We start from the raw sequence: 21,825 nt of genomic DNA on the forward strand, positions 1-21,825 counted from the left end.
GCCAACCGCTTGCTAGCGGCACTCCTTGCGGATGAAGTCCCGGTCGGCGGCCGTCACGGGATCGCCCAGCGCCGATTTCTGCAGCAGGTCGTTGCACTTGACCTGCGTGACGTAGTCCGGCTGCGGCGGTGCTACCCGGACGACCTTGGGCGGGCGGCCGCCGGAGGCCCAGACGGGTGGATCCGGCTGGCCTTGCGGCGACAGGTCTGGCTTGGCGTCGGTGTCGGCGCCGGCCGTGGGGGCAGTCGCCGGGCGCGGGCGCTCGTCGCGCGTAACGGCTGGTCTGGGGGACGGCGTGGGTCTGGGTGCGGGCGCGGCGGCTGGTGCCGGGCGGTCCACCTTGGCAACGGGGGCCGGGGCGGGTGGCACTGTCGGCGGGGTGGGGGCTGGTGTCGGAACTGCGGGTGGTTCAGCTGTTATGGGCACCGGTGCCGTGGCGACCGGGGCCGGCTCGGGTGCCACCGTGGGCGGCGACACGGGAGCTGGAGGAGGCGCTTCACCGGTGATGGCAGCGGGGGTTGCCACCGGCGCCGGGCGCAGCACGGTGTAGGCCAGGCCACCGGCCGCGAGCAAGGCGACGAGTCCGCCGGCGATCCACGCGCCGGGGTGGCGACCGGCGGTTGGAGCGCCCGCGTGCACCGGCAGGATCGGGCGCGGCATCGGCGGCGGTGCGGGCGCGGTCGCCGGGGCTGGGCTGGGGGCGCTCCTGGCCGGCATTGCGGCTGCGACCGGGGCCGGCTCTGCCGCGAGCAGCGCCCGCAAGGCAGCGATGTTCTGCGGCCGGTGTTGCGGCAGGACCGCCAGACAGGCGTCGATGGCCTCCAGAAACGGCGCGCTGTAGCGCCCGGCGGCCACCTCGGCGAGCGGCTGGTACTTGTCCGTCATCACCCGCGTGATCGACTGCGGTGGCGTCTGCCCGGTGATGGCGAAGTACAGCACCGAACCCAGCGCATAGAGGTCGGTCCACGGCCCTTGCTTGACGCCGGGCATCTCGCCGTACTGCTCGATCGGCGCGTAGCCCGTCTTCAGGATCACGGTCAGCGCCTGCGTCATGTCGCCGATCACCCGCCGGGCCGCGCCGAGGTCGAGGATGACCGGGCGGCCGCTCTCCAGGACCATGATGTTGTCCGGGGCGATGTCGCGGTGGTAGGTGTCGGCGCGGTGCATCACCTCCAGTGCATCAAGCACCGGCGCGAGCAGGCTGCGCAGCCAGAGTTCGTCGGGTGGGGCGGGCAGGGCCTTCAGCGTGGCCGACAGCGTCCGGCCGGTGTAGTAGGGCATGACCATGTAGGCCGTGCCGTTGGCTTCCCAGAAGCGGTAGACCTTGATCAGCGAGGGGTGGTCGAACTGCGCCAGCAGCCGCGCTTCGTTGATGAAACTGCGCAGGCCCGCCTCGAAGGTCTCCGCGTGCCGCCGCGAGCGCACCGACACCGTCATCGCCTGGGTGCGCGCCGCCAGCGCCGAGGGCATGTATTCCTTGAGGGCGACCTGGCGGTGCAGCGAGTGGTCCTGCGCGAGGTAGACGATGCCGAAGCCGCCTTCGCCGATCATCGACAGCAGCTCGAACTCGCCCATGCGCGTGCCGGCGGGCAGGGCGTTGCCAAATGCGTCGTCCGGCAACTCGCCGGGGACCAGCGGCTGGACGGGCAGCACCATGATGGTGGCATCCCGGTCGTCGCCGGGCAGCGGCGCGGGTGCGGACGGGACGGCGGGTGGGGACTCGGACATGGGGTCGGCTCCTGGCTGGGAGAGGCCAGCCCGTCCAATCTAGGCCGCCCCGCCCCGGCTGTCGATTGACCAAAGTCCTGTCGGACCCGTCAACCCCGTCGGACCGGGTCAGCCGTCGGTGTGGAGCTTGCGGATCCGCTCATCCTCCGCCTTGCGCCGGAGGTCGACGCAGGCGGCGGTGCGCGAGAACTCGGGGGTCAGGCAGGCGTCCTGGATGCAGAGGTCGCGGACCAGGAAGTTCCGCTTGCCGCACAGGTCGTCCAGCGTGCGGGCGGGCGCCTGCGACGGGGCTGCCGTTGGCGTGGCGACCTGCGCATGGGGCGTGGCTGGCGCAGGGCCTGCACCGGTCGGGGGCAGGTTCGACAGCGCGCCATTGGCGGTCGCCTGCGAGGCCGCCTGCCTGGCGGCGAGCCTGGCCGCCGCCGCAGAAGCCTTGGCCGCTGCGGCCGATGCCTTGGCGGCGGCCAGCGCGGCCTTGTCTGGCGCCGAGGCCACCGGCGCCGGCGCACTGGCAGCGACCAGCAGGTCGGACGGGGCCGACGCGCTGGCCACCGGCCGCTCGGGCGCTTCGTCGATGATGACCATGGCGGGGCGACTGGCAGCCGACACGGTGTCTGTGGAGGACGCGGAAGCCAACGCGGCCGATGCGGCCAGCGCGGCGGACGGTGCGGGTGCGCTGCCGGTCGCCGGCCCGGAGGGCTGGCGGGTCATGAGGTAGCCGAGCACGCCGATGCCCAGGATGGCGGCCAGGGCCACGGCCATCAGTCCGTGTGAGGCGGTGGCCGGTTTTTCCAGCGGTGCGAGGGCATCGGTCGGCGCGGATGCAGACGGAGCGCTGGCTTCGGTCGGTGGCGGAGGTTGCGGTGGGAGGGTCGATGCGCGTGCCGTGCGGTGGGTGGTGTCCTGCGTCACCGGCGGGACCATGCGCATGTCGCGGCCGGTCGGCACCGAGGTGGTCGTGGACAGGCCCGTGCGCGGCGGCGGTGCGACGGTGTGGGCGGGCAGGCCGGTGACGACGACGGTGTGGTCGTTGTCGGGCAGGCGGGCCGGCGCGCGGGTGAGCGGGGCGATCACGGTGGCGTCGTCATCGGCGGCGATGGCCGAGGGCATCAGGCCCAGGCGCTGCAGCAGTTCGCGCACGCTCTGCGGGCGGTCGTTCGGGCGCACGGCCAGCGCCTGCTGCCAGGCGTCGAGGAAGGCCGCGCTGTAGCGCTGCCCGTGTTCGGCCTCGATGCGCGCGGCCACCTCGGCCAGCGGCACCAGATCGTCCTGCACCGTGCGGGCGGCGGCCGGTGTCGGCGGCTTGCCCGTCAGGCTGGCGTAGACGACGGCGCCGAGCGCGTACAGGTCGGTCCACGGCCCCTGGCGCAGATTGGGCACCTCGGCGTACTGCTCGATGGGCGCGTAGTTGGGCTTGAGGATGGCGGTCAGCGTCTGCGTGCGGTCGCTGATGACCTGCCGCGCGGCACCGAAGTCCAGCAGCACCGGCCGGCCGTTGCGCAGCAGCAGGATGTTGTCCGGCGAGACATCGCGGTGGAAGATCTGCTGGCTGTGCAGCGCCTCCAGGGCCCCCAGCAGCGGGACCAGCACCCCCATCAGCCAGATCTCGGTGGGCGGCGCCGGCATCTGCTTGAGCACCTGCGCCAGTGTCTGGCCGGTGTAGAGCGGCATGACCATGTAGGCGGTGCCATTGCCCTCCCAGAAGCGGAAGACCTTGACCAGCGCCGGGTGGTCGAAGCGCGCCAGCATCTTCGCTTCGAGCATGAAGCTGCGCCGGCCGGCCTCGAAGGTCTCGGCGTGGGTACGGCCGCGGGCCTGCACCTGGCCGTCGACGGTGCGTGAGGCGAGCAGGCCGGGCATGTACTCCTTGATCGCGACCTCGCGCTCCAGGTCGTGGTCGAAGGCGCGGTAGACGATGCCGAAGCCGCCAATACCCACCAGGCCGCGGATCTCGAATTCACCCAGTCGGGTGCCGATGCTCAGGGTGCCGTCATCTTCCACGGGATCGTCTCGGTGTTGGGGGTTTGGGGGGTCTTGGGGGTCTCTGGGGGAAGGGATCGTTGCGCCGCGGAGCATAGCCGCAGACGCCTGACACGTCTCGTGACTTTGGTTTGCACCAGTTCGGGGGGGATGGGCGGCCGCCAGCATGACTTTCGTTTGTTGCCGCTGGACGGTTCCGGGTCAACACTGGCATGCCCTTTCCCGCCTTGACCCCGATCCGGAGGAAGAATGCGATTGCTGATACGGGCCGTGAGCCTGGCCGGCCAGCCCCTGACCCAGCCGATCACAGGCATCTTCGATGACCGCGTTGGCACGATCGGCCGTGCCGAGACCTGCACGCTGATGCTGCCCGACCCGGAGCGCCACATCTCGCGCGTGCAGGCCGAAGTCAGCCGGGACGAGCGCGGCTATTCGGTGCGCAACGTCAGCCACGCCAACCCCATCGTGGTGAACGGGCGGCCGGTGCCGTCCGGGCGCAGCGTGCTGCTGTCGGATGGCGATGACCTGCAGATCGGCAGCTACCTGCTGCGCATCAGCCGGACCTCGCAGGTGACGGCCGCCTCCGCCGCCGTGCCATCGGTCGCCGACGTCACGCGGACATCGCCGCCACCAACGACGTCGCCGCCACCCGCGCCCGCGTTCGTGCCAGCGCCGACGCCAGCACCACCACCGGCGCCCGAGACGGCCTCCGATCCGTTTGCCGCGCTGTGGGCACCGCCCACGCCCGGCAAGGGCAGCGCCGCGCTGTCCGCCCGCTCCCCGTTCGACGACCTGGGGGGCTTCGAGTCCGCGGCGCCGGGACCTGCGCCCGTGGCGCTGCCCTCGGGGTTCGATCTGGGGACCGACCTGGGCCTGGATCCGGGCGGCGGCTTCGGCGCCGGTCGCGGGCAGCCCTCGGCGGGGCTGGACGATCTGTTCGGACTGGGCCCCTCGGTCAAGGGCAGCGACGCTGTCGACGACTTCCTGCGCGTGGCCCCGGCCAACCCCGCACCCCCGCCGCCGCGCGCCGACCGCACGCCGGAGCTGAACGGTTCCATGCCGCTGCCGCAGGCCCGCAGTGCGCCGCCGTCCGGCAGTGGCCTGACGCAGCTGCTGGGCGATGTGAAGAGCTGGGGCTTGCCGGCGGGCCCGGTTGCTCCGACCGCTCCGGTGCCGCCTGTGGCTCCTGTCGCTCCTGTGGCACCAGCCATGCCGCTGGCGTCGGCTCCGATGCCGACGCCCATGCCCACGACGCCGTCTGGCGCGGACCCGCTGTGGACGGCGTTCTGCGAGGGCGCCGGCATCGGGCTGCAGCTGCCGGGCGGGCTGACACCGGCGCTGATGCGCGTGATCGGCCAGATGCTGCGCCGCAGCGTGGACGGCACGGTCCAGCTCGTGGCCGCCCGCGCTACCACCAAGGCCGAACTGCACGCCCAGGTCACGATGATCCAGCCGCGCAACAACAACCCGCTGAAGTTCTCGCCCGACGGCCGCATGGCGCTGGAGCAGCTGCTGCAGCCTCCGCTGCGCGGTTTTCTGGCCGGACCGGAGGCGATCGACCAGGCGATGGACGATCTCGTCGGCCACGCCGTGGGCACGATGGCGGGCATGCGCGCCGCGCTCGACGGCGTGCTCGACCGCTTCGCTCCCGACCAGCTCGAGGCCAAGCTGACCCGCCAGTCGGTGTTCGACAGCGTGCTGCCCATGCACCGCCGGGCGCGGCTGTGGGAGCTGTACCTGCAGCACTTCCAGTCCGTCAGCGACGACGCCAAGGACGACTTCCATTCCCTGTTCGGCAAGGCCTTCCTGCAGGCCTATGAGGAACAGCTCGACCGGCTGGACGCCTCGCGCCAGCCGGGTACCCAGCCTGACCGCCTGGCGGGCGGTTCCTGACCATGCTCCAGCTCGATGTCCACACCTGCGTCGATCCCGGCGCACGCGACCACAACGAGGACGACCTGCGGGTCGGCCAATCGGGCGACCTGGCCTGGGCCGTGCTCTCCGACGGCGCCGGCGGCCACAGCCGGGGCGACGAGGCCTCGCGGCGGGTGGTCACCACGGTCGATGCCGCCATGCAGCAGGGCGCGGCGGTGGCGGAAGGCCTCTCGGCAGACCGGCTCGGTTCCGCGATCGAGCAGGCCCACGCCGGCCTCAATGCCGAGCAGTCCCAGGCGCAGGGCCGCTGGCGCATGCACGCCACCGTGGTCGCGCTGGCGCTGGACCGGGCGCGTGGCGAGGCGGTCTGGGCCCATGTCGGCGATAGCCGGCTCTACCTGCTGCGCGATGGCGTCGCGGTGGCGCTGACCCGCGACGACAGCGTCGTGCAGCAGATGGTGGATGCCGGCTTCCTCACGCCCGAGGCGGCACAGCACCACCCGCGCAAGAACCAGTTGCTGTGCGCCCTCGGCGGGGCCGAGCCGATCGAGGTCCACCTGTGTCCGGCGCCGCTGCCGGTGCGTGCGGGCGATGCCTTCGTGCTCTGCAGCGATGGCTGGTGGGACGTGGTGACACCCGACGCGATCGCCCGCACGCGGCAGCATGCGGCCGGTGCCGCCGACTGGTTGGAGCGCATGCGCCGCCTGGTCGTGGAGGCCGGCTTGCCGAACCAGGACAACTACAGCGCGGTGGTGCTGCTGCTCGGCTGACGCGGGGCGGCTAGCCGTCGCCTTGCAGCAGCGCGGCGAACGCCGTCCCGTCCGGTAGGCCGGGCCAGTCGTGCCGGTGCGTGCGGTCGGTCCACCACAGGCTGTGCCCCGGTGGCGCGGCGGACCACAGCGGGCTGGCCGTCGCCGGCCGCGGATCGGCGGCGAGCGCGGCCTCGAACGAGTCCAGCGACGCCCCCGGCTGCAGGCAGTCCTGGGCGGTGTCGGCCAGCCGGTCCAGCCAGTCGAGCGTTCCCTCGTTGCCCGGTGCCGGGCGGTCCGCCGCCGAGTCGATCCCGGCAGGGCAGGGCGCGGCCAGTAGCAGCGGAAAGTAGCGCCCGACCCGGTCCACGCTCGGCATCAGCACGCCCATCCAGGCCGTCTCTCCCGCGATGCCCGGCCACCAGGCGAAGCGCCAGATCGGCGCGGTCAGGTAGAGGTCCAGCCAATCCGATCCAAGGGCGCGCTGGCTGGCCGCCAGGCCGTTGCTCAACCAGGCGTCACAGCGCTCCACCATCGGGGTCGGCAGGCGCCGCAAGGCGAAGTCGCCCACCGCCGGCAGCTTGCCGTACCAGCCGCAGACCAGCGGCGCGTCCTGCTCCGCCTCGCCCGCCACGCTCACAGCCCCGTCGGACACGAGAAGCTGCGCAGCGCCGCCAGCCGCAGCGGGTTCTGCACGCTGGAGGAGGTGACCTCGAACACCGCCTTGCGCCCGTCGAGGTTGAAGGTGGCGGTGAAGCGTTCCGGGCCGTTGCCCGGGGTGAGTTGCAGCCGGTCGAACAGCCGGAACAGCGCCCACGCCCCCTCGGTCGTCAGCCCCGAGGTGCCGGTGGCGGCCACCGGGCTGAGCGCCACCCGCACCAGCGCGTTGCCACGCGGTCCCGGCCACTGCACCGTGCCAGGAATGGCCGGGCCGTGCGCGTACTTGACCGTCTGGCCATCCACGTCGAGCAGGAACTGCGTGATCGTGGCGTCCATCTCCATCGGCTTGAAATCGAGCTTCACCGAGGGCGTCGTGCCACCCGCGCGGAAGAAGGCGTCGCGGATCTCGGCCGCGTGCTGGAACTGCAGCAGCGCGCCGGCGCTCAGCCCGCTGCCCATGCTCGTCCCGTCGACCTTGCGGAAGCTCCACGGCCGCGTCGTCGTGTCCACGAAGGTCAGCAGGTTCTTCTGCACGAAGGCGTCCATCAGCCCGCCGGGTGCAAACAGCCGGGCGAAGTCGTCCTGCGTCACGTCGCGGGTGCTGCCCCGGTCGAAGGGGTAGCGGTTGGCGGTGGCCTTCTGGCAGAACGTGGTGATCTCGGACTTCACCATCTGGCTCAGGTTGTTTCGGGTCACGTCGAGTGCCGCCTTTGTACCGCTGACCGACAGGCTCTGCAGCAGCGCCTTCATCGGCGGTGGCAGCCGGCCCGCCTCCGCCTTGGCGCGGTTCGGCACGTCGGACGGCGGTGGCGCGTTGCCGCCTTGCACCGCGGTTTCGGTGGCGTTGAGCTGGGTGTAGATGTCGTTGATCAGCGCGAGGGTGCCGTCGATCGGCGCCGGGCCCTTGCCGTCCGGCGAGGTCACGAGCAGGCGCAGCGCGTTGAAGCGGTCGTCGACCAGCGTCTTCTCCAGACTGTCGCCGCGCGCGACGGCCGCGGCCTGCGCATCCCCCAGGATCGGGCCGAGCACCCGTTCCTTGACGGCGGTCTTCAGGCGCTTCTCGGCCTGGTCGATCACCGAGGCGTTCGGGTTGGCCGAGGGCGTCAGCGTCGTGTGGCGCACGATCTCGCGCAGCAGCGGCTTGAGCGGCGAGTCCGGCGCGGTCAGCACCCGGGACATCTGCACCGCCTTCGACAGGTTGTCGGCCGGCAGCATGCGCAGGTCGTCGATGAAGGCGCTCCAGCGGGTGGCGTAGTCGCTCAGGTAAAGGCGCCGTACGTCGTCCACCAGCCGGCTGGCGGCCAGCGGATCCTTCAGCGTGGCGGTGCGCGCGCTGTCCTTGACACCCAGCACCCAGGATTCTTCCGCGGCCAGTTCGGCCGTGGCGTCCGAGACCACGCCGTTGAAGGCCTTGTGGTAACCCTCGTAGGTGTAGAAACCGGGCACGCCCTCGGTCAGCGGCTTGCCGCTGGTGCGGGTGAAGACCAGCGGCGTCGAGGGTCCGCCTGCCCGCACCGCGGTGAACTCGGGGATCTCCGCGCCCAGCCGCACGCGCTGCAGCCGGTTGTAGATGCGGTTGGCCAGCGGCGTCGGCGTCAGCCGGGCGCGGGCCTGGGCGATCAGCGTCTCGTTGGCCTTGATCGGCGAGCTGACGGCGCCGCGCGCCAGCAGGGCGTCCAGGTGGGCGAGCAGGCTGGCGCGCTGCTCGGTGGTGACCTCGCGCGGCAGGCTGGCGGCCCAGTCGGCCTCCAGGTAGGCGCGGATCCAGTCGGGCTGGAAGTGCGCCGGCTCGTGCAGCATCACGGCGGTCTTGAGCGCGTCGTACTGCACGTCGGCGTTGTTCATGCTCCCGGCGATCTGTTCCTCGACCCGCAACGCGATGCGCGGCAGCAGCGCATCGACCAGCATGCGCTCGTAGGCCTGCGCCCCGGCGTCGGCGAGCTTGGGCCGCTGGTCCAGCCCGAAGCGGGCCGCCCACGGCGTGGACGTGTCGCCGACCAGCGCCCGGGTCTGGTCGAGCAGCGGCAGCAGGCCCAGCACGTCCGACGACAGCCGCGCCGGGTCGCTCTGCAGCGCCAACCGCAGCGCCTCGGTGCGCTGGTCGACCTGGGCGACGGTGTCGCGGTTGAGCAGGGTGCTGCGGGTCCACAGACCCACCGCCATCAGGCCCACCAGCGCGATGCCGACGTAGCCGGCCAATGCGAGCGCGTGGCGGCGGCGCTCCCATTTCAGGTTGGTGCCGCCGAGCGCGCTCTCGGCGAAGACGACCTCACGCAGCAGCCGCTCCAGGAAGAAGCTCTTGCCGCTGGCCTGGTTGGGCGGCATGGCGGCGCGGTCGATCTGCAGCTGGCGCGTCAGGCTGCCGAGCATGCGGTCCAGCGGCGTGCCCTCCTGCGTGCCGCTGATGAAGTAGACGCCGCGCAGCAGCGGGTGCTCCTCGAAGGTCGAGGGCGCGAACACCTCGTCGACGAACTCCTTGAGCACCTGCCGCAGCGCATTGAACTGCTGCGGGAAGGCGTAGATGCGGGTGCGGCGGCCGACGTCGCGCTCGGGCTGCAGGCGGTCGATCAGGCCGTCGGTCAGGCGCTGCTCCAGCAGGTCGAACTCGGTCAGGAAGCCGGAGAGGTCGCAGCGCTGCTGGGCATCCATCGGGAAGGTGAAGCCCCAGGGGGTGGCGCGCTGCTCCTTGTCGAGCGTGCCGAGGTAGTCCATGAAGCCGGCCAGCAGGTCGCACTTGGTGACCAGCAGGTAGACGGGAAAGCGCACGCCGAGCTGCTGGTGCAGCTCCTGCACCCGCGCCCGCACCGCGCCGGCCTCGCGCGCCCGGTCGGCGGCGCTGCGCGTGAGCAGGTCGCTGACCGAGACCGTGACGAGCGCACCGTTGATTGGCTGGCGCGGCCGGCTCGACTTGAGCAGGCCCATGAAACCGTCCCAGGCGGTCTTGTCGGCCTCGCGGTCGCTGTCCTGCGTGGTGTAGCGGCCGGCGGTGTCGATCAGCACGGCTTCGTCGGTGAACCACCAGTCGCAGTTGCGCGTGCCGGCGATCCCGGCGACCCCGCGCGCCTGGGTCTGGCCGAGCTGCCCGGCGAGCGGGAAGCGCAGGCCGGCGTTGAGCAGCGCGGTCGTCTTGCCCGAGCCCGGTGCACCGATGAAGATGTACCAGGGCAGCTGGTAGAGGTAGCGCTTCGAGACACGCGCCGAGAGGTTCTCCCACACGCTGCCGGCGGCGCTGGAGCGTGCGGTGCCGCCATCGAAGCGGGTCTGGCGCAAGGTCTGGATTCCCTGTGCAAAGCGCTCGCGCAGCAGCTTGATCTCCGCGGCTTCCTGCGGCGCCTGCGCGCTGGCGGGGGCGGGCTTGAGCAGCTGGTCGACCACTGCGCTGTTGGCCCGCCGCGCCTGCCAGGCCGCCACCAGCTTGACCGCCAGATAGCCGCCGACCAGCACGGCGATCACCACCGCCCGCACCATCTCCGAGGCCAGCGGCTCCCGGCCCGCGATGGCGACCAGCGGCCCCACCCACCAGACCAGCGCCGCGAGCGCCAGCAGCCCCAGCGCGGCGAGCAGCCAGGGGTGGAAGATCCACGACAGCAGTTTTTTCATGGCCTCAGCCTCCCGCCTTCGTGCCGGCGACCAGCAGTTCGATTTCCACCCGGCGGTTGCGGGCGCGTTTGGCGGCCGAGTCGTTGGGGACGATCGGCTCGGCTTCTCCCTTGCCGCGGGCCTGCAGCCGCGCGGCGGGCAGGCCGTCGTTCTGCAGCAGGCTGCGCACGCTGGCGGCGCGGGCTTCGGAGAGGTGCCAGTTGGAGGGGAACTGCAGCGAGCGGCTCTGCACGTTGTCGGTGTGGCCGGTGACGATGACCGTGCCGGGCACGCGGCCCAGCGCCTCGGCGATGCGGCGGATCAGCGCCTCGCGGTCGGCGCGGAGCGTGGCGCTGCCGCTGTCGAACAGGCCCTCGCCACGCAGCACGACGACGCTGCGGTCGGCCAGATCGCGCACCGCCACCAGCTCGGCCTGGATGTCTGGCTGCAGGAAGCCGGCGAGCCGCGGCTGTGCGGCCGGTGCGGCGACGACGACTTGCGTCGGTGCGGGAGCGGGCGGGCGCAGCGCCACGATGCGGGCGAACACCGGGTCGGAGGCGGCGCCCAGGCTGAACGCCAGCCCGAGGTAGACCGCCAGCAGCGCGAGCATCGCCAGCGCCCCGGTGACCCACAGCGGCAGCCAGCTCAGCAGCGGGCGGCTGCGCTGGGCCTGCACCTGCCAGTGCTGCGCGAGTGCGGGCGCGTGGTCGCCGCGGGCCGTCTGGAGAATTTGCGCCAGCCGGTCACGCACGGCTTCGAGCTGGGCCTTGCCACCTTCGATGACGCGGTAGCGGCCCTCGAAGCCGAGGTTGAGCGCGGCGTAGACCGTCTCCAGCAGGTCGCGGTTGGTGGCGGGGTCTTCCGCCAGCTTGGCCATGAGCTGGAAGACCTTGTCGCCGCCGAAGCCCTCGTTGTGGAAGGTCACCAGCAGGTTCTGCTTGCCCCAGACGCCGCCGCTGCCCCAGGGCGTGCCGGCGGCCGCCTCGTCGAGCACGGTGCAGAGGATGTAGCGCGCCGCCAGCACACGCTCGGGCGCGAGGCCCTGGGCGCGGGCGCGCTGCTCGAAGTCGCGGATCGCCTGCGCGAGGCCGTCCTTGAGCGCCTGCGGGTCGGCGACGTGGGCGGTCATGCGCAGGCGGGGCGCCGTGCACAGCAGCGGATTGGCCAGCGCGAGCAGCGGGTTCATCCCCGTCTCCGGGGGCGGCAGGTCGCGGGCCACTTCGGGCGACAGGCGACCCGCACCGGCCGGCGCGGCGGCGGCTGAAGGGGACCGCCCGCGGGCGCCCGGCGTGGGCATCATGAAGGTCCGGTCGTCCGGGGGGCTGGCAAACGGGTCGTCAGATCGCGGGGTGCTCATCGCAGCCTCCAGTGGGTGCTCGGCTCGGCGCAGTTCAGTTCAGTTCAGCTCGGCGAACGAATCGCCCACAGTTCCAGCTCCAGCCCCGGAAACTCGCCCGCGATGAAGAGCGCGAGGTTGCCGCTCTGGGCAAAGGTCTGCCACAGCTCGCCGCTGCGCTCCAGATCGAAGTAGTGGAAGCCGGCGTGGAAGGGCAGCTCGCGGGGCACCGTCGGCAGGCTGCGCAGGCCCATGCCCGGCAGGTTGCTGTTGACCAGCTGGCGGATGCGCTCGGCCGGTCCGACCTTGCTCTGGGCCGGGAAGCGCTGGCGCAGTTGCTCGGACGGCAGTTGCGCGTTGACGGCCAGCACGAAGGCGGCGCTGCGGATCAGCTCGGGGCTGGGGACGACGGCGGTGTGGACGTTGTGGCCGCGGTCGATGAGCGGGATCTGCTGCGCCAGGCGCTCGTGCTCGAAGGCCAGCATCGTGCGCAGCGCGTCCCACACCGGCGCGAAGCAGCCGCGCAGGTCGTCGTGGCGGTAGAGCGGGAAGTCGGGCGGGCGGCGGCTGGTGGTCGTGAAGGTTGCCAGCTCGCCGGCCAGCGAGAGCGCCAGGTCGAACAAGGCCCGCGGGTGGACGACCGGCGCCTCGGCGATCTGGCGCCACAGCGGCTCGTGGCGGTTGAGCAGCTGCAGCATCAGGAAGGCGGAGATCTCCGACGTGCCGTGGCTGAGCTGGCCCATGTCGCGCGCCATGGCCTGCGCGCGCTGCCGCACCAGCGTGTGCACCAGCCGCGCATCGGCGGGCAGCGGGTGGCTGGCGTCCAGCGTCCAGGCCGGCGGGATGTGGCCGCGGTCGAGCCGCACCAGCGCTTCGGGCGTGCGGTCCTGCACCAGCGCGACCGACATCGCCGTGTGCGCGCCGGTCAGGTCGCGGCTGCGCAGCAGCTTCAGGCGGATCTGGCCGGTCTGCACTTCCTCGGGTTCGGCCGCGCCGTCGGTGTTGTCGCGCAGGGCCTCGGTCAGGGTGGTGTAGCGGGCCAGCTCCGGTGCGGCGCCCTGGCCCTGGTCGACCTCGTCCGGGCCGTCCGGGCGGGCCAGCGCGAGCGTGAGGTGGACCAGCTCGTTCTTCAGATCGACGGGAATGTCGAGCGGGGCCGGGGGCGGGTCGAACTGCGGGATGGAGAAGGGCGTGCCGTCCGGCAGCACACCGAGGGCGCGGGCGATGCCGAGCTTGCCCTGGGCGAGCAGGCCCTCGTCCAGCTCCAGCGTGCCGAATCCCCAGGCGAAGGGCTGCGTGGCGCGCGCGCGGGTGTCGACCAGGCGCTCGACGTAGCGCGCTTCCTGCTGGAAGTGGTGCGGCAGCAGGAACATGCCCTGCGACCACACGACCTTGCTGCGCCAGCTCATCGGGCGGATCCGGGGTTGGCGCCTGCTGGCTCGGCTGGCTCGAGTCCCAGCGCGCGGGCATCGGCACGCAGGCGCACCGTGTTGCGCACCTGCGGCTTCACCGGCACGACCAGCCGCCAGCGCGCCCGCTCCAGGTCGCGGTAGCCGGCGAGGATGCCGAGGTGGCGCACCTCGGGGGCGAGCTTGCGCTCCAGCGTGCGCACCGAGCCCGGCGCCATCACCCATTCCTCCTTGCCCAGCATCTCGGCGCCGAGCGTCTCGCGGTCGCGCTCGAACAGGGCGAGGAAGTCGGCGGTGTCGAACAGGGCGTGGCCGGAGAGTTCGTAGACCCGCAGCACCAGCGGCGAGGGGCGTTTGCGGGCGTCGGGATTGGCGTCGGCGCTGGTCGAGATCTGCAGGTTGAGCAGCGTCGGGTCGGGGGTGAGCAGGCCGGCGAGCAGCGGCTGGCGCGGGGCGGCGTCCTCGGCCTTCGCCTTCTTCTGCGCGCCGGGCATCATCGAACAGCCGGTCACGGTGGCCAGCGTGGCCGGCCAGACCAGGGCAATGCGCAGCAGGCGCTGCAGGGCGTCACGGCGGGGGGCTGCGCAGGCGTTCGGCATGCGGTCGAGGATAGTCGTCGAAATCCCGCGGACACCATGACCAAGGTCACCTTGGCCGGGCGGATCCCGTAAGCTCTGCATTCCCTACCGGACAGACAGGAGACTCCCATGCCCCGCGCCATCCAGATCGCCGCCTTCGGCGGCCCCGACGTGATGCAGCTCGTCGATTTGCCCGTCGGCGAACCCGGCCCGGGCGAGGTGCGCATCCGCCACCATGCCATCGGCCTGAACTTCATCGACGTCTACCAGCGCACCGGCCTCTACCCCAATGCGCTGCCGCTGGCGCTGGGCATGGAAGCCGCCGGCGTGGTCGAGTCGGTGGGCGAGGGCGTCACGCACCTGCAGGCCGGCGACCGCGTCGCCTACGCCAGCCAGCCGCCGGGCAGCTACTGCGAGGTGCGGGTGATGCCGGCAAAGTGCGTCGTGGAACTGCCGGACGGCATCGACTTCGAGACCGGCGCCGCGATGATGCTCAAGGGCATGACCGCCGCCTACCTGCTGCACCGCACCCAGCCGCAAGGGGGCCTGCAAGCCGGTGACTTCGTGCTCTTCCACGCGGCAGCGGGCGGGGTCGGCCTGATCGCCTGCCAGTGGGCGCGCGCGATGGGGCTGAACCTGATCGCCACCGCCGGCAGCCCGGACAAGTGCCTGCTCGCGCTGCAGCACGGCGCCACCCACGCCATCAACTACCGCAGCGAGAACTTCACCGCCCGCGTGCGCGAGATCACCGAAGGCCGCGGCGTGAAGGTGGTCTACGACTCGATCGGCAAGGACACCTTCGAGGGCTCGCTGGACTGCCTGGCGCCCTTTGGCCTGCTCGCCACCTACGGCAACGCGTCCGGCCCGATCCCGCCGGTGAACCTCGGCGTGCTGGGTGCCAAGGGCTCGCTGTACGTCACGCGCCCGACGCTGTTCACGCACATCGCCACCCGCGAAGGCTGCCAGGCCCTGGCCGAGGAGCTGTTCGCGATGGTCAGCTCCGGCGCGGTGACGATCCCGATCGCGCAGCGCTATCCGCTCGAACAGGTCGCCCAGGCCCACCGCGACCTGGAAGCGCGCGCCACCACCGGCTGCACGATCCTGACGCTGTAGTTCAGGCCGAGGTGTCGACCTCGTCGCTGCCTTCGTCGATGACGGTGGCCCGGTAGGCGTGCCAGCTCGCGTGCCCCACCACCGGCCCGATGAACAGCAGTCCGAGGAACCACGGCAGCATCGCCAGCACCATCAGCACGGTGATCAGCACCGCCCACCACACCATCACGCCCGGCTGGTTCAGCACCAGCCGCAGGCTGGTCAGCCCGGCGGTGATGGCGTCCACCTGGCGGTCGAGCATCATCGGGATGCTCACCACGCTGATCGAGAAGATCAGCCCGCCGAAGAGGACGCTCGCGGCGAGGTAGGCGGTGATGAAGCCGATGTTTTCCGGGTCGAGCAGCGTCAGCAGCGAGCCCTTCAGGTCGGGCATGCCGTCGAAGCTGACGGCGAAGATCACCATCGTGGCCCGGCCCCAGAGCATCTCCAGCACCAGCAGCACGAAGCCGAAGATGGCCATCTGGCCGATGCGCTCGTCCCAGGCGGTCAGCGAATCGCCGAAGTCGGGCACGAGGCCGCGCTCCAGCCGCATCGACATCTGGTACAGCCCCATGCAGAGAAACGGCCCCAGCAGCAGGAAGCCGGCCGACATCGCCAGCGTGTAGGCGGGCGCGTTCTCGTAGACCTTCATCAGCGTCCAGCCCATCGCCATGAAGCAGACGCCGAAGAACAGGCTGATGGCGGGGTGGGCAAGGTAGTCGTTCAGGCCGCGCGCCAGCCAGCGCAGCGGGTCGCCGAAGCGGATCTTGCGCAGGCGGATGGGCGGGGCGTCGTGGGTGGGGGCCGCCGTGTCGTCGGGGAGCGCGTCGGGGGGGTCGTCCGCGGCGGGATGGGTCGGGCTCATGGTCGGCGGGCGCTCCTGGTTCGGTTCCTGACGATAGGATCCACCGGGGAAACCCGCCATCCGGGGATCACCCGAACCGGCCGCCCATGCCGATCAACTGCGGCGCACCCGCAACAGCTCGTCGAGGATCAGGCCGATCGCCCCGGCCGTGATGGCGCAGTCGGCGATGTTGAAGGACGGGAAGTAGCCGCCCGGGAACAGCGGCGCGAGCCAGTTCCAGTGGAATTGCAGGAAATCGACCACGTAGCCGTGCCAGGCGCGGTCGACCACATTGCCGATGGCGCCGCCGAGCAGCATGGCCACGCTGAAGCTGAACAGCCGCTGCTGCGCGTGGTTCTTGAGCATCCAGATGAACAGGGTCGAGGCCGCCACTCCGAGTCCGATGAAGAACCAGCGCTGCCAGCCGGATGCCTGCGCGAGGAAGGAGAAGGCCGCACCGGTGTTGTGGACCCGCACGAGGTTGAAGAAGCTGGTGACGACCTGGCCGTCGCCGAGCTGGAAGCGCTGCAGGATCAGCCACTTGGTCGCCTGGTCGGCCGCGATGATCAGCAGCGCGAGCAGCAGCCAGGGTGTCAGCGATGCCGAGGACGACCGGGACAGGGAAGAGCGGGACTTGGAGCGCATCGGCGGGCCACCTGAGAGGGCTGAAAGGGGGAAGGGGCTGACTTGGGTCAGGCCGGCACTGTATACGTGAACGCCGGTGCGACTGCTGCCAGAATCCGGCAAGCGCGCGCGGGTCCGTTTTCGTACCAGCTATTGATTCCCCTAAGTAGCAAAATATGAAAATTATTGCAAAAAATTTTCGTGAAATTTTGCTCGGTTGTGGAATTGGTGTCCAATTGTGGGCAGTGCTGACTTGCCCTTGGCCGCCAGGGGTGGGCAAAGTGCAGACGAAAGTCCGGGGTGGTCTCGACCTTGGCAAGAACGACGGGGGTCGGTCCGGTTTGCACGGGGAACGTGGCAGGCATCGGATTCACCAGAAGATCAACCAACTGCAGAAGATTGCACTCGATGTCGGCTCTGGCGAAAAAGCTGTTTTATTCCAGGCGTTTCAACAAGCTTGCGGTACGGCTGTATTCCGCCGTGAATCCGCCGCCATACCGGCGCGCGAACATGGAATTCGACTATGACGTCTGGAATGGTATTTGTACGTTCCATTCCCATGATGGCCGCCAGATCGGAGAAAACAACACCAATCCCGCAATTTACCGGGAAGCGGTCGATACCGAACACAAGATCTGCAAGTTCGAAGGCTCGCGCAACGGACTGCCCATCAATGTGACGGCGCTGCGGCAGGTGATGGCGGTCTGGCCGGACGCGCTGCAGTTCACCACGATGCTGCGCAACGACTACCTCCGCCGACGCGGCATCACCGGCCCGCGCCTGACGCTGCGCCAGGGCTATGTGTTCTCCAAGCTGGGCGCGGCCTACCCGGCCTATCTGGCGCGCAAGCGCAGCCACCCGATCACCTCGCTGCCTGCGCTCGAAACGGCGTTCTTCACGCTGGGTGTCGGGCCGTTCATGATCGTGCGCACCTTCATGGAGAAGGGCGATCTGGCCGTGCTGCACGACGGCCCGCTGACGGCCGCCGAGCTGTACGAGATGGCCGACCGTTCCGGCACGCTGGTCTCCGCCGGCGGCAAGGGCTGTGCGGGCAGCAAGAAGCTGATCCTCGATTTCCTGGACGTGACCATGAATGGCACGTTCGCCAAGCCGCTGGACTCCGTCGACGCACAGCGCGCGGTCAAGTCCATCAGCGACTGGGACGAGTTCTACGCCTATGTGTATGCCAGTTCGCGGCTCGAATTGCTGGTGCGCCTGACGCAGTATCTGTGCGCGCAGTCGCTGTGGGCGCTGCAGGCGCGCGACGGCGCGCTGGGCGAGGCCGAGCAGGCGCTGGTCGCCGACTGTCTGGACAAGTGTTACCACGACCCCGGTGAGGGCCATGACGACCGCACGGTGATGGGCCATTGCATCCAGGTCCTGCTGGCGCTGCTGGACGAATTTGATTTTCCTCAGGTCCGGGCGGCGCTGGTGACCGCCAATCTGGTCAATTCGGGCAATGGGGGTTATCTCATCGACCAGGTGGGCGGGGACGTGCGGGTATCGGCTGCGCGCCGGATGCGGCTGGTCACGGAGCTGATATTCCCGTTCTGCAAGCAGCAACTCGGTGCCACGCACCGCGCGCTGCAACGCTTCGAAGCCCGGACCATCACGCTGGACGATCTCCACAGCCGCGCCTGTGGTCCGTCCCTGCAGCCGCTGCTGGCGATGCTGGAGACCCGCCCGACGCAGCACGGTGCACCGCTCGGCGTGCCGGCATGAGTGGCGCGCTGACCACACCGCTCGAAGTCCCCTTCGGTCCCAGTGGCACGGTCGTGCTGCGCAAGATGGTGCTCGACGAGGATGCCCCGCTGCTGCACGACTGGTTCAGCCGCGACTACGCCCGTTTCTGGGGGCTGCAAGGCAAGACGGTGGAGGAGATCCGCGAGAAGTTCGCCGGGATCGAGGCCAGCGGTACCTGCGACATGGTCTTCGGCATCCTGGCGGCCACGGGGGAGCGGCTGTTCATGTTCCAGTCGTATGACGTGAATGCGGATGTATTGAGCCGGCACTACCCCGTGCAGGCGGGCGATCGTGGGTTTCACCTGATGCTCGGGCCGGTCGAGAAACCGCTGCCGGCGGCGGCCTACTACACCTTCCAGGCGATCGCGGCGTGGATCTTCCGTGATCCGTCGGTGCAGCGGCTGGTGGGTGAGCCGGACATCCGCAACCGGAAGGTGCTGCTGCGGCTGGTGCAGTCGGGATTCGAATTCGGCCGGGTGATCCACCTGCCCTACAAGACGGCGGTGATGATCTACCTGTCGCGGGCGAGTTTCGAGCAGGCGCGCGGACTGCCGCCACCGCCCGCACCGGACCATTCGCCGATGGACGGCTGGCGCTTGAAGTACCACCTGCTGGTCAGCCGCATCGGGCGCCGCATCGGGCTCATCGAGCGGCACTGGTGAACTGACGCGTCTGGCGGGTCAGCGCCGACACTGGTCCTTGGCCAGCTCCACACGGAAGCTCTCGGTCCGTGTGGTGTCGAAGGACAGGCGCATCAGGCCGTTTTCCACCAGCAGCTCGAAATTCTCTTCCTCGGCACAGGGCGGGTTGCGCGCCGTGATGGTGCTGACCATCGCGAGCTGCCCCGTTCGGGCGCTGTACCAGGTGAGCTTGACGGTGTAGTCGTGCAGGGTGTCGGTGCGCGTCGAATAGCCGATGACGCCGGTGCGCGCCCTGATCGTGCGCTGCACACAGGTTTTCTTGCCTGCCGCATCGGTGCTGCAATCGGTCACCGTCCGTGCGGGCGAGATCTCGCCGTAGTCGGGGGCGGTGTACTGGTGCGCGGTCGTGAGCCGCAGCAACTGGGCGGTGGCCTGCAGGTCGACCGGCGTGTCCCGTGGCGGCGGGCTGAGCGGGGTGAAGACTTTCTTGAATCCCCGCTCGCGCAGCCGATCGGCGATGTTGGGCAAGTGCCGCCGGTTACGCAACGCGGTCGATTCATCGGCCTCGGACGCCTTGAGCAGCACCACCATGTCCGGGCGCACCGGCAGGTTCGGGTCGGTTTCGGAGCTGACCGTGCCTTGGAGGTGGGTGGCGCAGCCGGTGAGCAGCAACAGCAGTGCCGCGGCGAAGGGGGTTGAGGCGTTGGTCATGTGCATGGTCGCGGAAGTCCGTGGGCCTGTGGGAACTCTACCTGTCTCTGGCCTGGGACTGAACTGGCTGCTGTAGGCCGATTGAGCACCGCGTGCGGCTCTGATTCGAGTGTTTCGCGTATTTCGATCTGGTGTTACGCTTTCCACATGAACACCAAACACCACATCGCACCGACTCCCCGCGTGCCAGGGGTTCTTGCAGCACCGGCACTTGCTCCTTTGGCGCGGGTGACGCTGTCATTGGACCCGCTGGTGTCCATCGTCGGTCGCCATGTCCGGCTCAGTGCGAAAGCCCGGCAAGCCATCAAGCGTGATCTGACCGAGGCGCTGGCGCAATCGGGGGTCGAAGTCGCGTCGATTCCAGCGTCGTTGCAGGCTGCGCAGGCGCCTGCTGTGACCGATGACCTGGTGATGACTACCGAGGAGGCTGCCCGGTTGGTGGGGGTCAGCCGGCCGTTCATGGTCAAGCTGATCGAATCGGGGGCGGTCGCGCTGCACCAGAGGGTGGGCAATCAGCGCCGGGTGCTGCGCAGTGCGGTTCAGGCTTGGCAAGCGGGGGAGCGGTCGCGGCAGGCACAGGCGCTCAAGCGGGTGGCAGTGGATCTGGATGACGAGGTCTTTGGTCAGCCATGAGCATTCCTGTGGTGGCGGATGCCGATACCTTGTTTTCGGCAACCACGCGGGGCTTGCTGGTCTATCTGGACTATGGCGGACTGATCCGGTTGCACTGGTCACCGTTGATCCTTGACGAGATGAGCCGGGCTTTGGTCGATACCGGGCGAAAGAAAACCGTCGAACAGGCCAAGGCCCACGAGGCGCGTCTGCAAGATGCCTTGCCCAACGCCCTGGTGTCGGTTGCGGAGGTGCAAGCGCAGCTTCGTCATGTGGCACATGCCGTTAACTCGGCCAAGGATACCCATGTGGCCGCCTGTGCCTATCACCTGATCGCATCGGATCTTTATCCGCACGCTGAGGCCGTGGTCCTGACCAGCCGGAACATCAAGGATTTCAATGCGGACGCGCTGGATCAGCTTGGCATCGAACTGCGCTTGCCGGACAGGTTTCTCGGTGGATTGTTCGACATGAAACCCCGGCTGTTTGCCGCCGCGTTTCGGCAGTTCCGCCTGGATCTGGTGTCAAAACCAGATCCGGCGGTGCTGCTTCAGAAACTGAGCAATGATGGGCAAGTTCGAATCGCGGGCGCTTTGTCGGCAGCGTACTCGGCGGGGGTTGTCAGACTGTAGGGGAGGGGTATCCCTTTACCATGGTGTACCTCGCCTGCCCGTGCGATCAGGCGCTGGCCAGCACCACTTCGCGTTCCTCTGCAAGCCACGAGGCGTAGGCCAGCGCCTGCAAGATGTCCTCGTGTTCGAGGTAGGGGTAATCGGCGAGCAGGTCGGCGATGCTGCGCCCGGCAGCGATCTGGCCGACGACCATGCCGACCGTGACACGCAGGCCGCGAATGCACGCCTTGCCGCCCATCACGTCGGCGCGTTGGGTGATGCGATCGAGGGTGGGTATGGGGCTCCTGATGGGGCGGGCTGCGGTTGGTCGATTGTGCCGCTGTGCGTGGCGTGTGGACATCGCCCCGTCGGGGGTCAGGACGAGTGCCGCGTCTGCTGCGCCACGTACTCGCGCAGCACCCCGTCCATGCGCGCCTGCCAGCCATCGCCGGTGGACTTGAAATACGTGATGACTTCGGGGCTGTAGCGCACCGAGACCAGTCGTTTGGGGTTTGCTGTGCGGGGGCGTCCGCGCAGGGTTTTCATCGGCACCATCGCACCGAGTTGCGCGTCCGTCAAGGGCTGGGCGTCTGGGTCGCTCAGAGCGGCGGCGGTGATGGTGGTGTCCTCTTCCACGGTCGGCATGACGATGGCGGGGCGTGCGGTTTTCCTGCGAGCTATCGACATAGTGGGCGGCGTGAATGCGTTTTCGCGCTACGAGAACGGCAAGACCAAGCCGCCGTTGGACTCGAAATCGCCGTCGGTTTGAGCGCACCGAGACAGGTCATTTGAGCAGCCTCGATGCGGGTTTGTCATCGATCAGGGCCTGTCTCTAGACCCGTTTTTATGGCGGTCTGAGGCCTCTTCTGCTGCCTCTTCTGCATCACCTTTGTAACGGAAGGCGATCAAATTCCCACCTGATTAGCAACGATCCTCAGCATTCCCCCGGACGACCCGCTGAGCCCGAGGCTTGCACCGTGAGACATCAATGATGAGCCGGGCCACCAGCCCGCGCAGGTCGAACCGACGGTTGAAGCGGTAGGCGAACGCCGC

Annotated in this window: 20 protein-coding genes and 1 pseudogene; 8 read left to right on the top strand and 13 right to left on the bottom strand. The window is 69.7% G+C overall.

Translation table 11 applies throughout. The features are described from left to right. Positions 1-12: 12 nt before the first annotated feature. Together AABN02_RS13300 and AABN02_RS13305 are read right to left on the bottom strand one after the other, a co-directional pair. Positions 13-1,728 (bottom strand): serine/threonine-protein kinase, encoded by a 1,716-nt coding sequence (locus AABN02_RS13300; protein WP_338415408.1) that lies wholly within the window; start codon positions 1,726-1,728, stop codon positions 13-15. A gap of 108 nt (positions 1,729-1,836) precedes the next feature. After that, positions 1,837-3,729, bottom strand: coding sequence for a serine/threonine-protein kinase (locus tag AABN02_RS13305; RefSeq protein ID WP_338415409.1), 1,893 nt, complete (start codon positions 3,727-3,729; stop codon positions 1,837-1,839). Positions 3,730-3,957: 228 nt separating this feature from the next. Here AABN02_RS13305 and tagH point away from each other — a divergent pair, with 228 nt between their 5' ends. Next, a complete protein-coding gene (tagH, locus tag AABN02_RS13310) occupies positions 3,958-5,601 on the top strand; it encodes a type VI secretion system-associated FHA domain protein TagH (RefSeq protein ID WP_338415410.1) in 1,644 nt (547 codons plus the stop codon). A gap of 2 nt (positions 5,602-5,603) precedes the next feature. After that, positions 5,604-6,353, top strand: coding sequence for a protein phosphatase 2C domain-containing protein (locus AABN02_RS13315; protein ID WP_338415411.1), 750 nt, complete (start codon positions 5,604-5,606; stop codon positions 6,351-6,353). Positions 6,354-6,363: 10 nt separating this feature from the next. On the opposite strand, the gene tagF is transcribed toward AABN02_RS13315, so the two are convergent. From tagF to tssJ, 5 genes are read right to left on the bottom strand one after another with little or no spacing between them, the layout of a single operon-like run. After that, entirely contained in the window at positions 6,364-6,987 is a 624-nt protein-coding gene (tagF, locus tag AABN02_RS13320; protein WP_338415412.1) for a type VI secretion system-associated protein TagF, read from the bottom strand. After that, positions 6,969-10,592 (bottom strand): type VI secretion system membrane subunit TssM, encoded by a 3,624-nt coding sequence (tssM, locus tag AABN02_RS13325; RefSeq protein ID WP_338415413.1) that lies wholly within the window; start codon positions 10,590-10,592, stop codon positions 6,969-6,971. Before tssM ends, tagF begins: the two co-directional genes overlap by 19 nt. Before the next feature lie 4 nt (positions 10,593-10,596). Then, a complete protein-coding gene (locus tag AABN02_RS13330; RefSeq protein ID WP_338415414.1) occupies positions 10,597-11,928 on the bottom strand; it encodes a DotU family type VI secretion system protein in 1,332 nt (443 codons plus the stop codon). Between the two features lie 44 nt (positions 11,929-11,972). After that, positions 11,973-13,316: a type VI secretion system baseplate subunit TssK gene (tssK, locus tag AABN02_RS13335; protein WP_338415415.1), complete on the bottom strand. Its 1,344-nt coding sequence runs from the start codon at positions 13,314-13,316 to the stop codon at positions 11,973-11,975. After that, positions 13,313-13,915 (bottom strand): type VI secretion system lipoprotein TssJ, encoded by a 603-nt coding sequence (tssJ, locus tag AABN02_RS13340; RefSeq protein WP_338415416.1) that lies wholly within the window; start codon positions 13,913-13,915, stop codon positions 13,313-13,315. The genes tssK and tssJ overlap by 4 nt, the downstream gene beginning before the upstream one ends. 108 nt (positions 13,916-14,023) lie before the next feature. Here tssJ and AABN02_RS13345 point away from each other — a divergent pair, with 108 nt between their 5' ends. Further along, positions 14,024-15,007 carry a quinone oxidoreductase gene (locus tag AABN02_RS13345; protein WP_338415417.1) on the top strand — a complete coding sequence of 328 codons (984 nt, stop codon included), beginning with the start codon at positions 14,024-14,026 and terminating at the stop codon, positions 15,005-15,007. Between the two features lies 1 nt (position 15,008). On the opposite strand, the gene AABN02_RS13350 is transcribed toward AABN02_RS13345, so the two are convergent. Then, positions 15,009-15,851: a DUF2189 domain-containing protein gene (locus tag AABN02_RS13350; protein ID WP_338415418.1), complete on the bottom strand. Its 843-nt coding sequence runs from the start codon at positions 15,849-15,851 to the stop codon at positions 15,009-15,011. Positions 15,852-15,944: 93 nt separating this feature from the next. After that, a complete protein-coding gene (gene lspA / locus AABN02_RS13355) occupies positions 15,945-16,475 on the bottom strand; it encodes a signal peptidase II (protein ID WP_338415419.1) in 531 nt (176 codons plus the stop codon). Positions 16,476-16,630: 155 nt separating this feature from the next. Between lspA and AABN02_RS13360 the strand changes: the two genes are divergently transcribed. From AABN02_RS13360 to AABN02_RS13370, 3 genes are read left to right on the top strand one after another with little or no spacing between them, the layout of a single operon-like run. Beyond that, the gene (locus tag AABN02_RS13360; RefSeq protein ID WP_338415420.1) at positions 16,631-16,981 is read left to right on the top strand and encodes a hypothetical protein; all 351 of its coding nucleotides are present in this window, start codon (positions 16,631-16,633) and stop codon (positions 16,979-16,981) included. Continuing rightward, entirely contained in the window at positions 16,965-18,176 is a 1,212-nt protein-coding gene (locus AABN02_RS13365) for a hypothetical protein (protein ID WP_338415421.1), read from the top strand. Before AABN02_RS13360 ends, AABN02_RS13365 begins: the two co-directional genes overlap by 17 nt. Beyond that, the gene (locus AABN02_RS13370; protein WP_338415422.1) at positions 18,173-18,859 is read left to right on the top strand and encodes a GNAT family N-acetyltransferase; all 687 of its coding nucleotides are present in this window, start codon (positions 18,173-18,175) and stop codon (positions 18,857-18,859) included. Before AABN02_RS13365 ends, AABN02_RS13370 begins: the two co-directional genes overlap by 4 nt. Positions 18,860-18,877: 18 nt before the next feature. Here AABN02_RS13370 and AABN02_RS13375 read toward each other — a convergent pair whose 3' ends face one another. Continuing rightward, a complete protein-coding gene (locus AABN02_RS13375) occupies positions 18,878-19,549 on the bottom strand; it encodes a hypothetical protein (RefSeq protein ID WP_338415423.1) in 672 nt (223 codons plus the stop codon). Positions 19,550-19,696: 147 nt separating this feature from the next. Between AABN02_RS13375 and AABN02_RS13380 the strand changes: the two genes are divergently transcribed. Both AABN02_RS13380 and AABN02_RS13385 read left to right on the top strand, forming a co-directional pair. After that, positions 19,697-20,182: an excisionase family DNA-binding protein gene (locus AABN02_RS13380; RefSeq protein WP_338415424.1), complete on the top strand. Its 486-nt coding sequence runs from the start codon at positions 19,697-19,699 to the stop codon at positions 20,180-20,182. Continuing rightward, positions 20,179-20,793 carry a PIN domain-containing protein gene (locus AABN02_RS13385; protein ID WP_338415425.1) on the top strand — a complete coding sequence of 205 codons (615 nt, stop codon included), beginning with the start codon at positions 20,179-20,181 and terminating at the stop codon, positions 20,791-20,793. Before AABN02_RS13380 ends, AABN02_RS13385 begins: the two co-directional genes overlap by 4 nt. A 46-nt stretch (positions 20,794-20,839) precedes the next feature. Here the strand turns inward: AABN02_RS13385 and AABN02_RS13390 are convergent, their stop codons facing one another. From AABN02_RS13390 to AABN02_RS13400, 3 genes and pseudogenes are all read right to left on the bottom strand, one after another. Beyond that, entirely contained in the window at positions 20,840-21,082 is a 243-nt protein-coding gene (locus tag AABN02_RS13390) for a DUF433 domain-containing protein (protein ID WP_338415430.1), read from the bottom strand. Positions 21,083-21,147: 65 nt separating this feature from the next. After that, the gene (locus AABN02_RS13395; protein ID WP_338415426.1) at positions 21,148-21,417 is read right to left on the bottom strand and encodes a BrnA antitoxin family protein; all 270 of its coding nucleotides are present in this window, start codon (positions 21,415-21,417) and stop codon (positions 21,148-21,150) included. 276 nt (positions 21,418-21,693) lie between these two features. Further along, positions 21,694-21,825 (bottom strand): annotated as a pseudogene (locus tag AABN02_RS13400) (IS1595 family transposase); the annotation flags it as partial.

The organism is uncultured Sphaerotilus sp. (assembly GCF_963924895.1).
Taxonomy (GTDB): domain Bacteria; phylum Pseudomonadota; class Gammaproteobacteria; order Burkholderiales; family Burkholderiaceae_C; genus Sphaerotilus.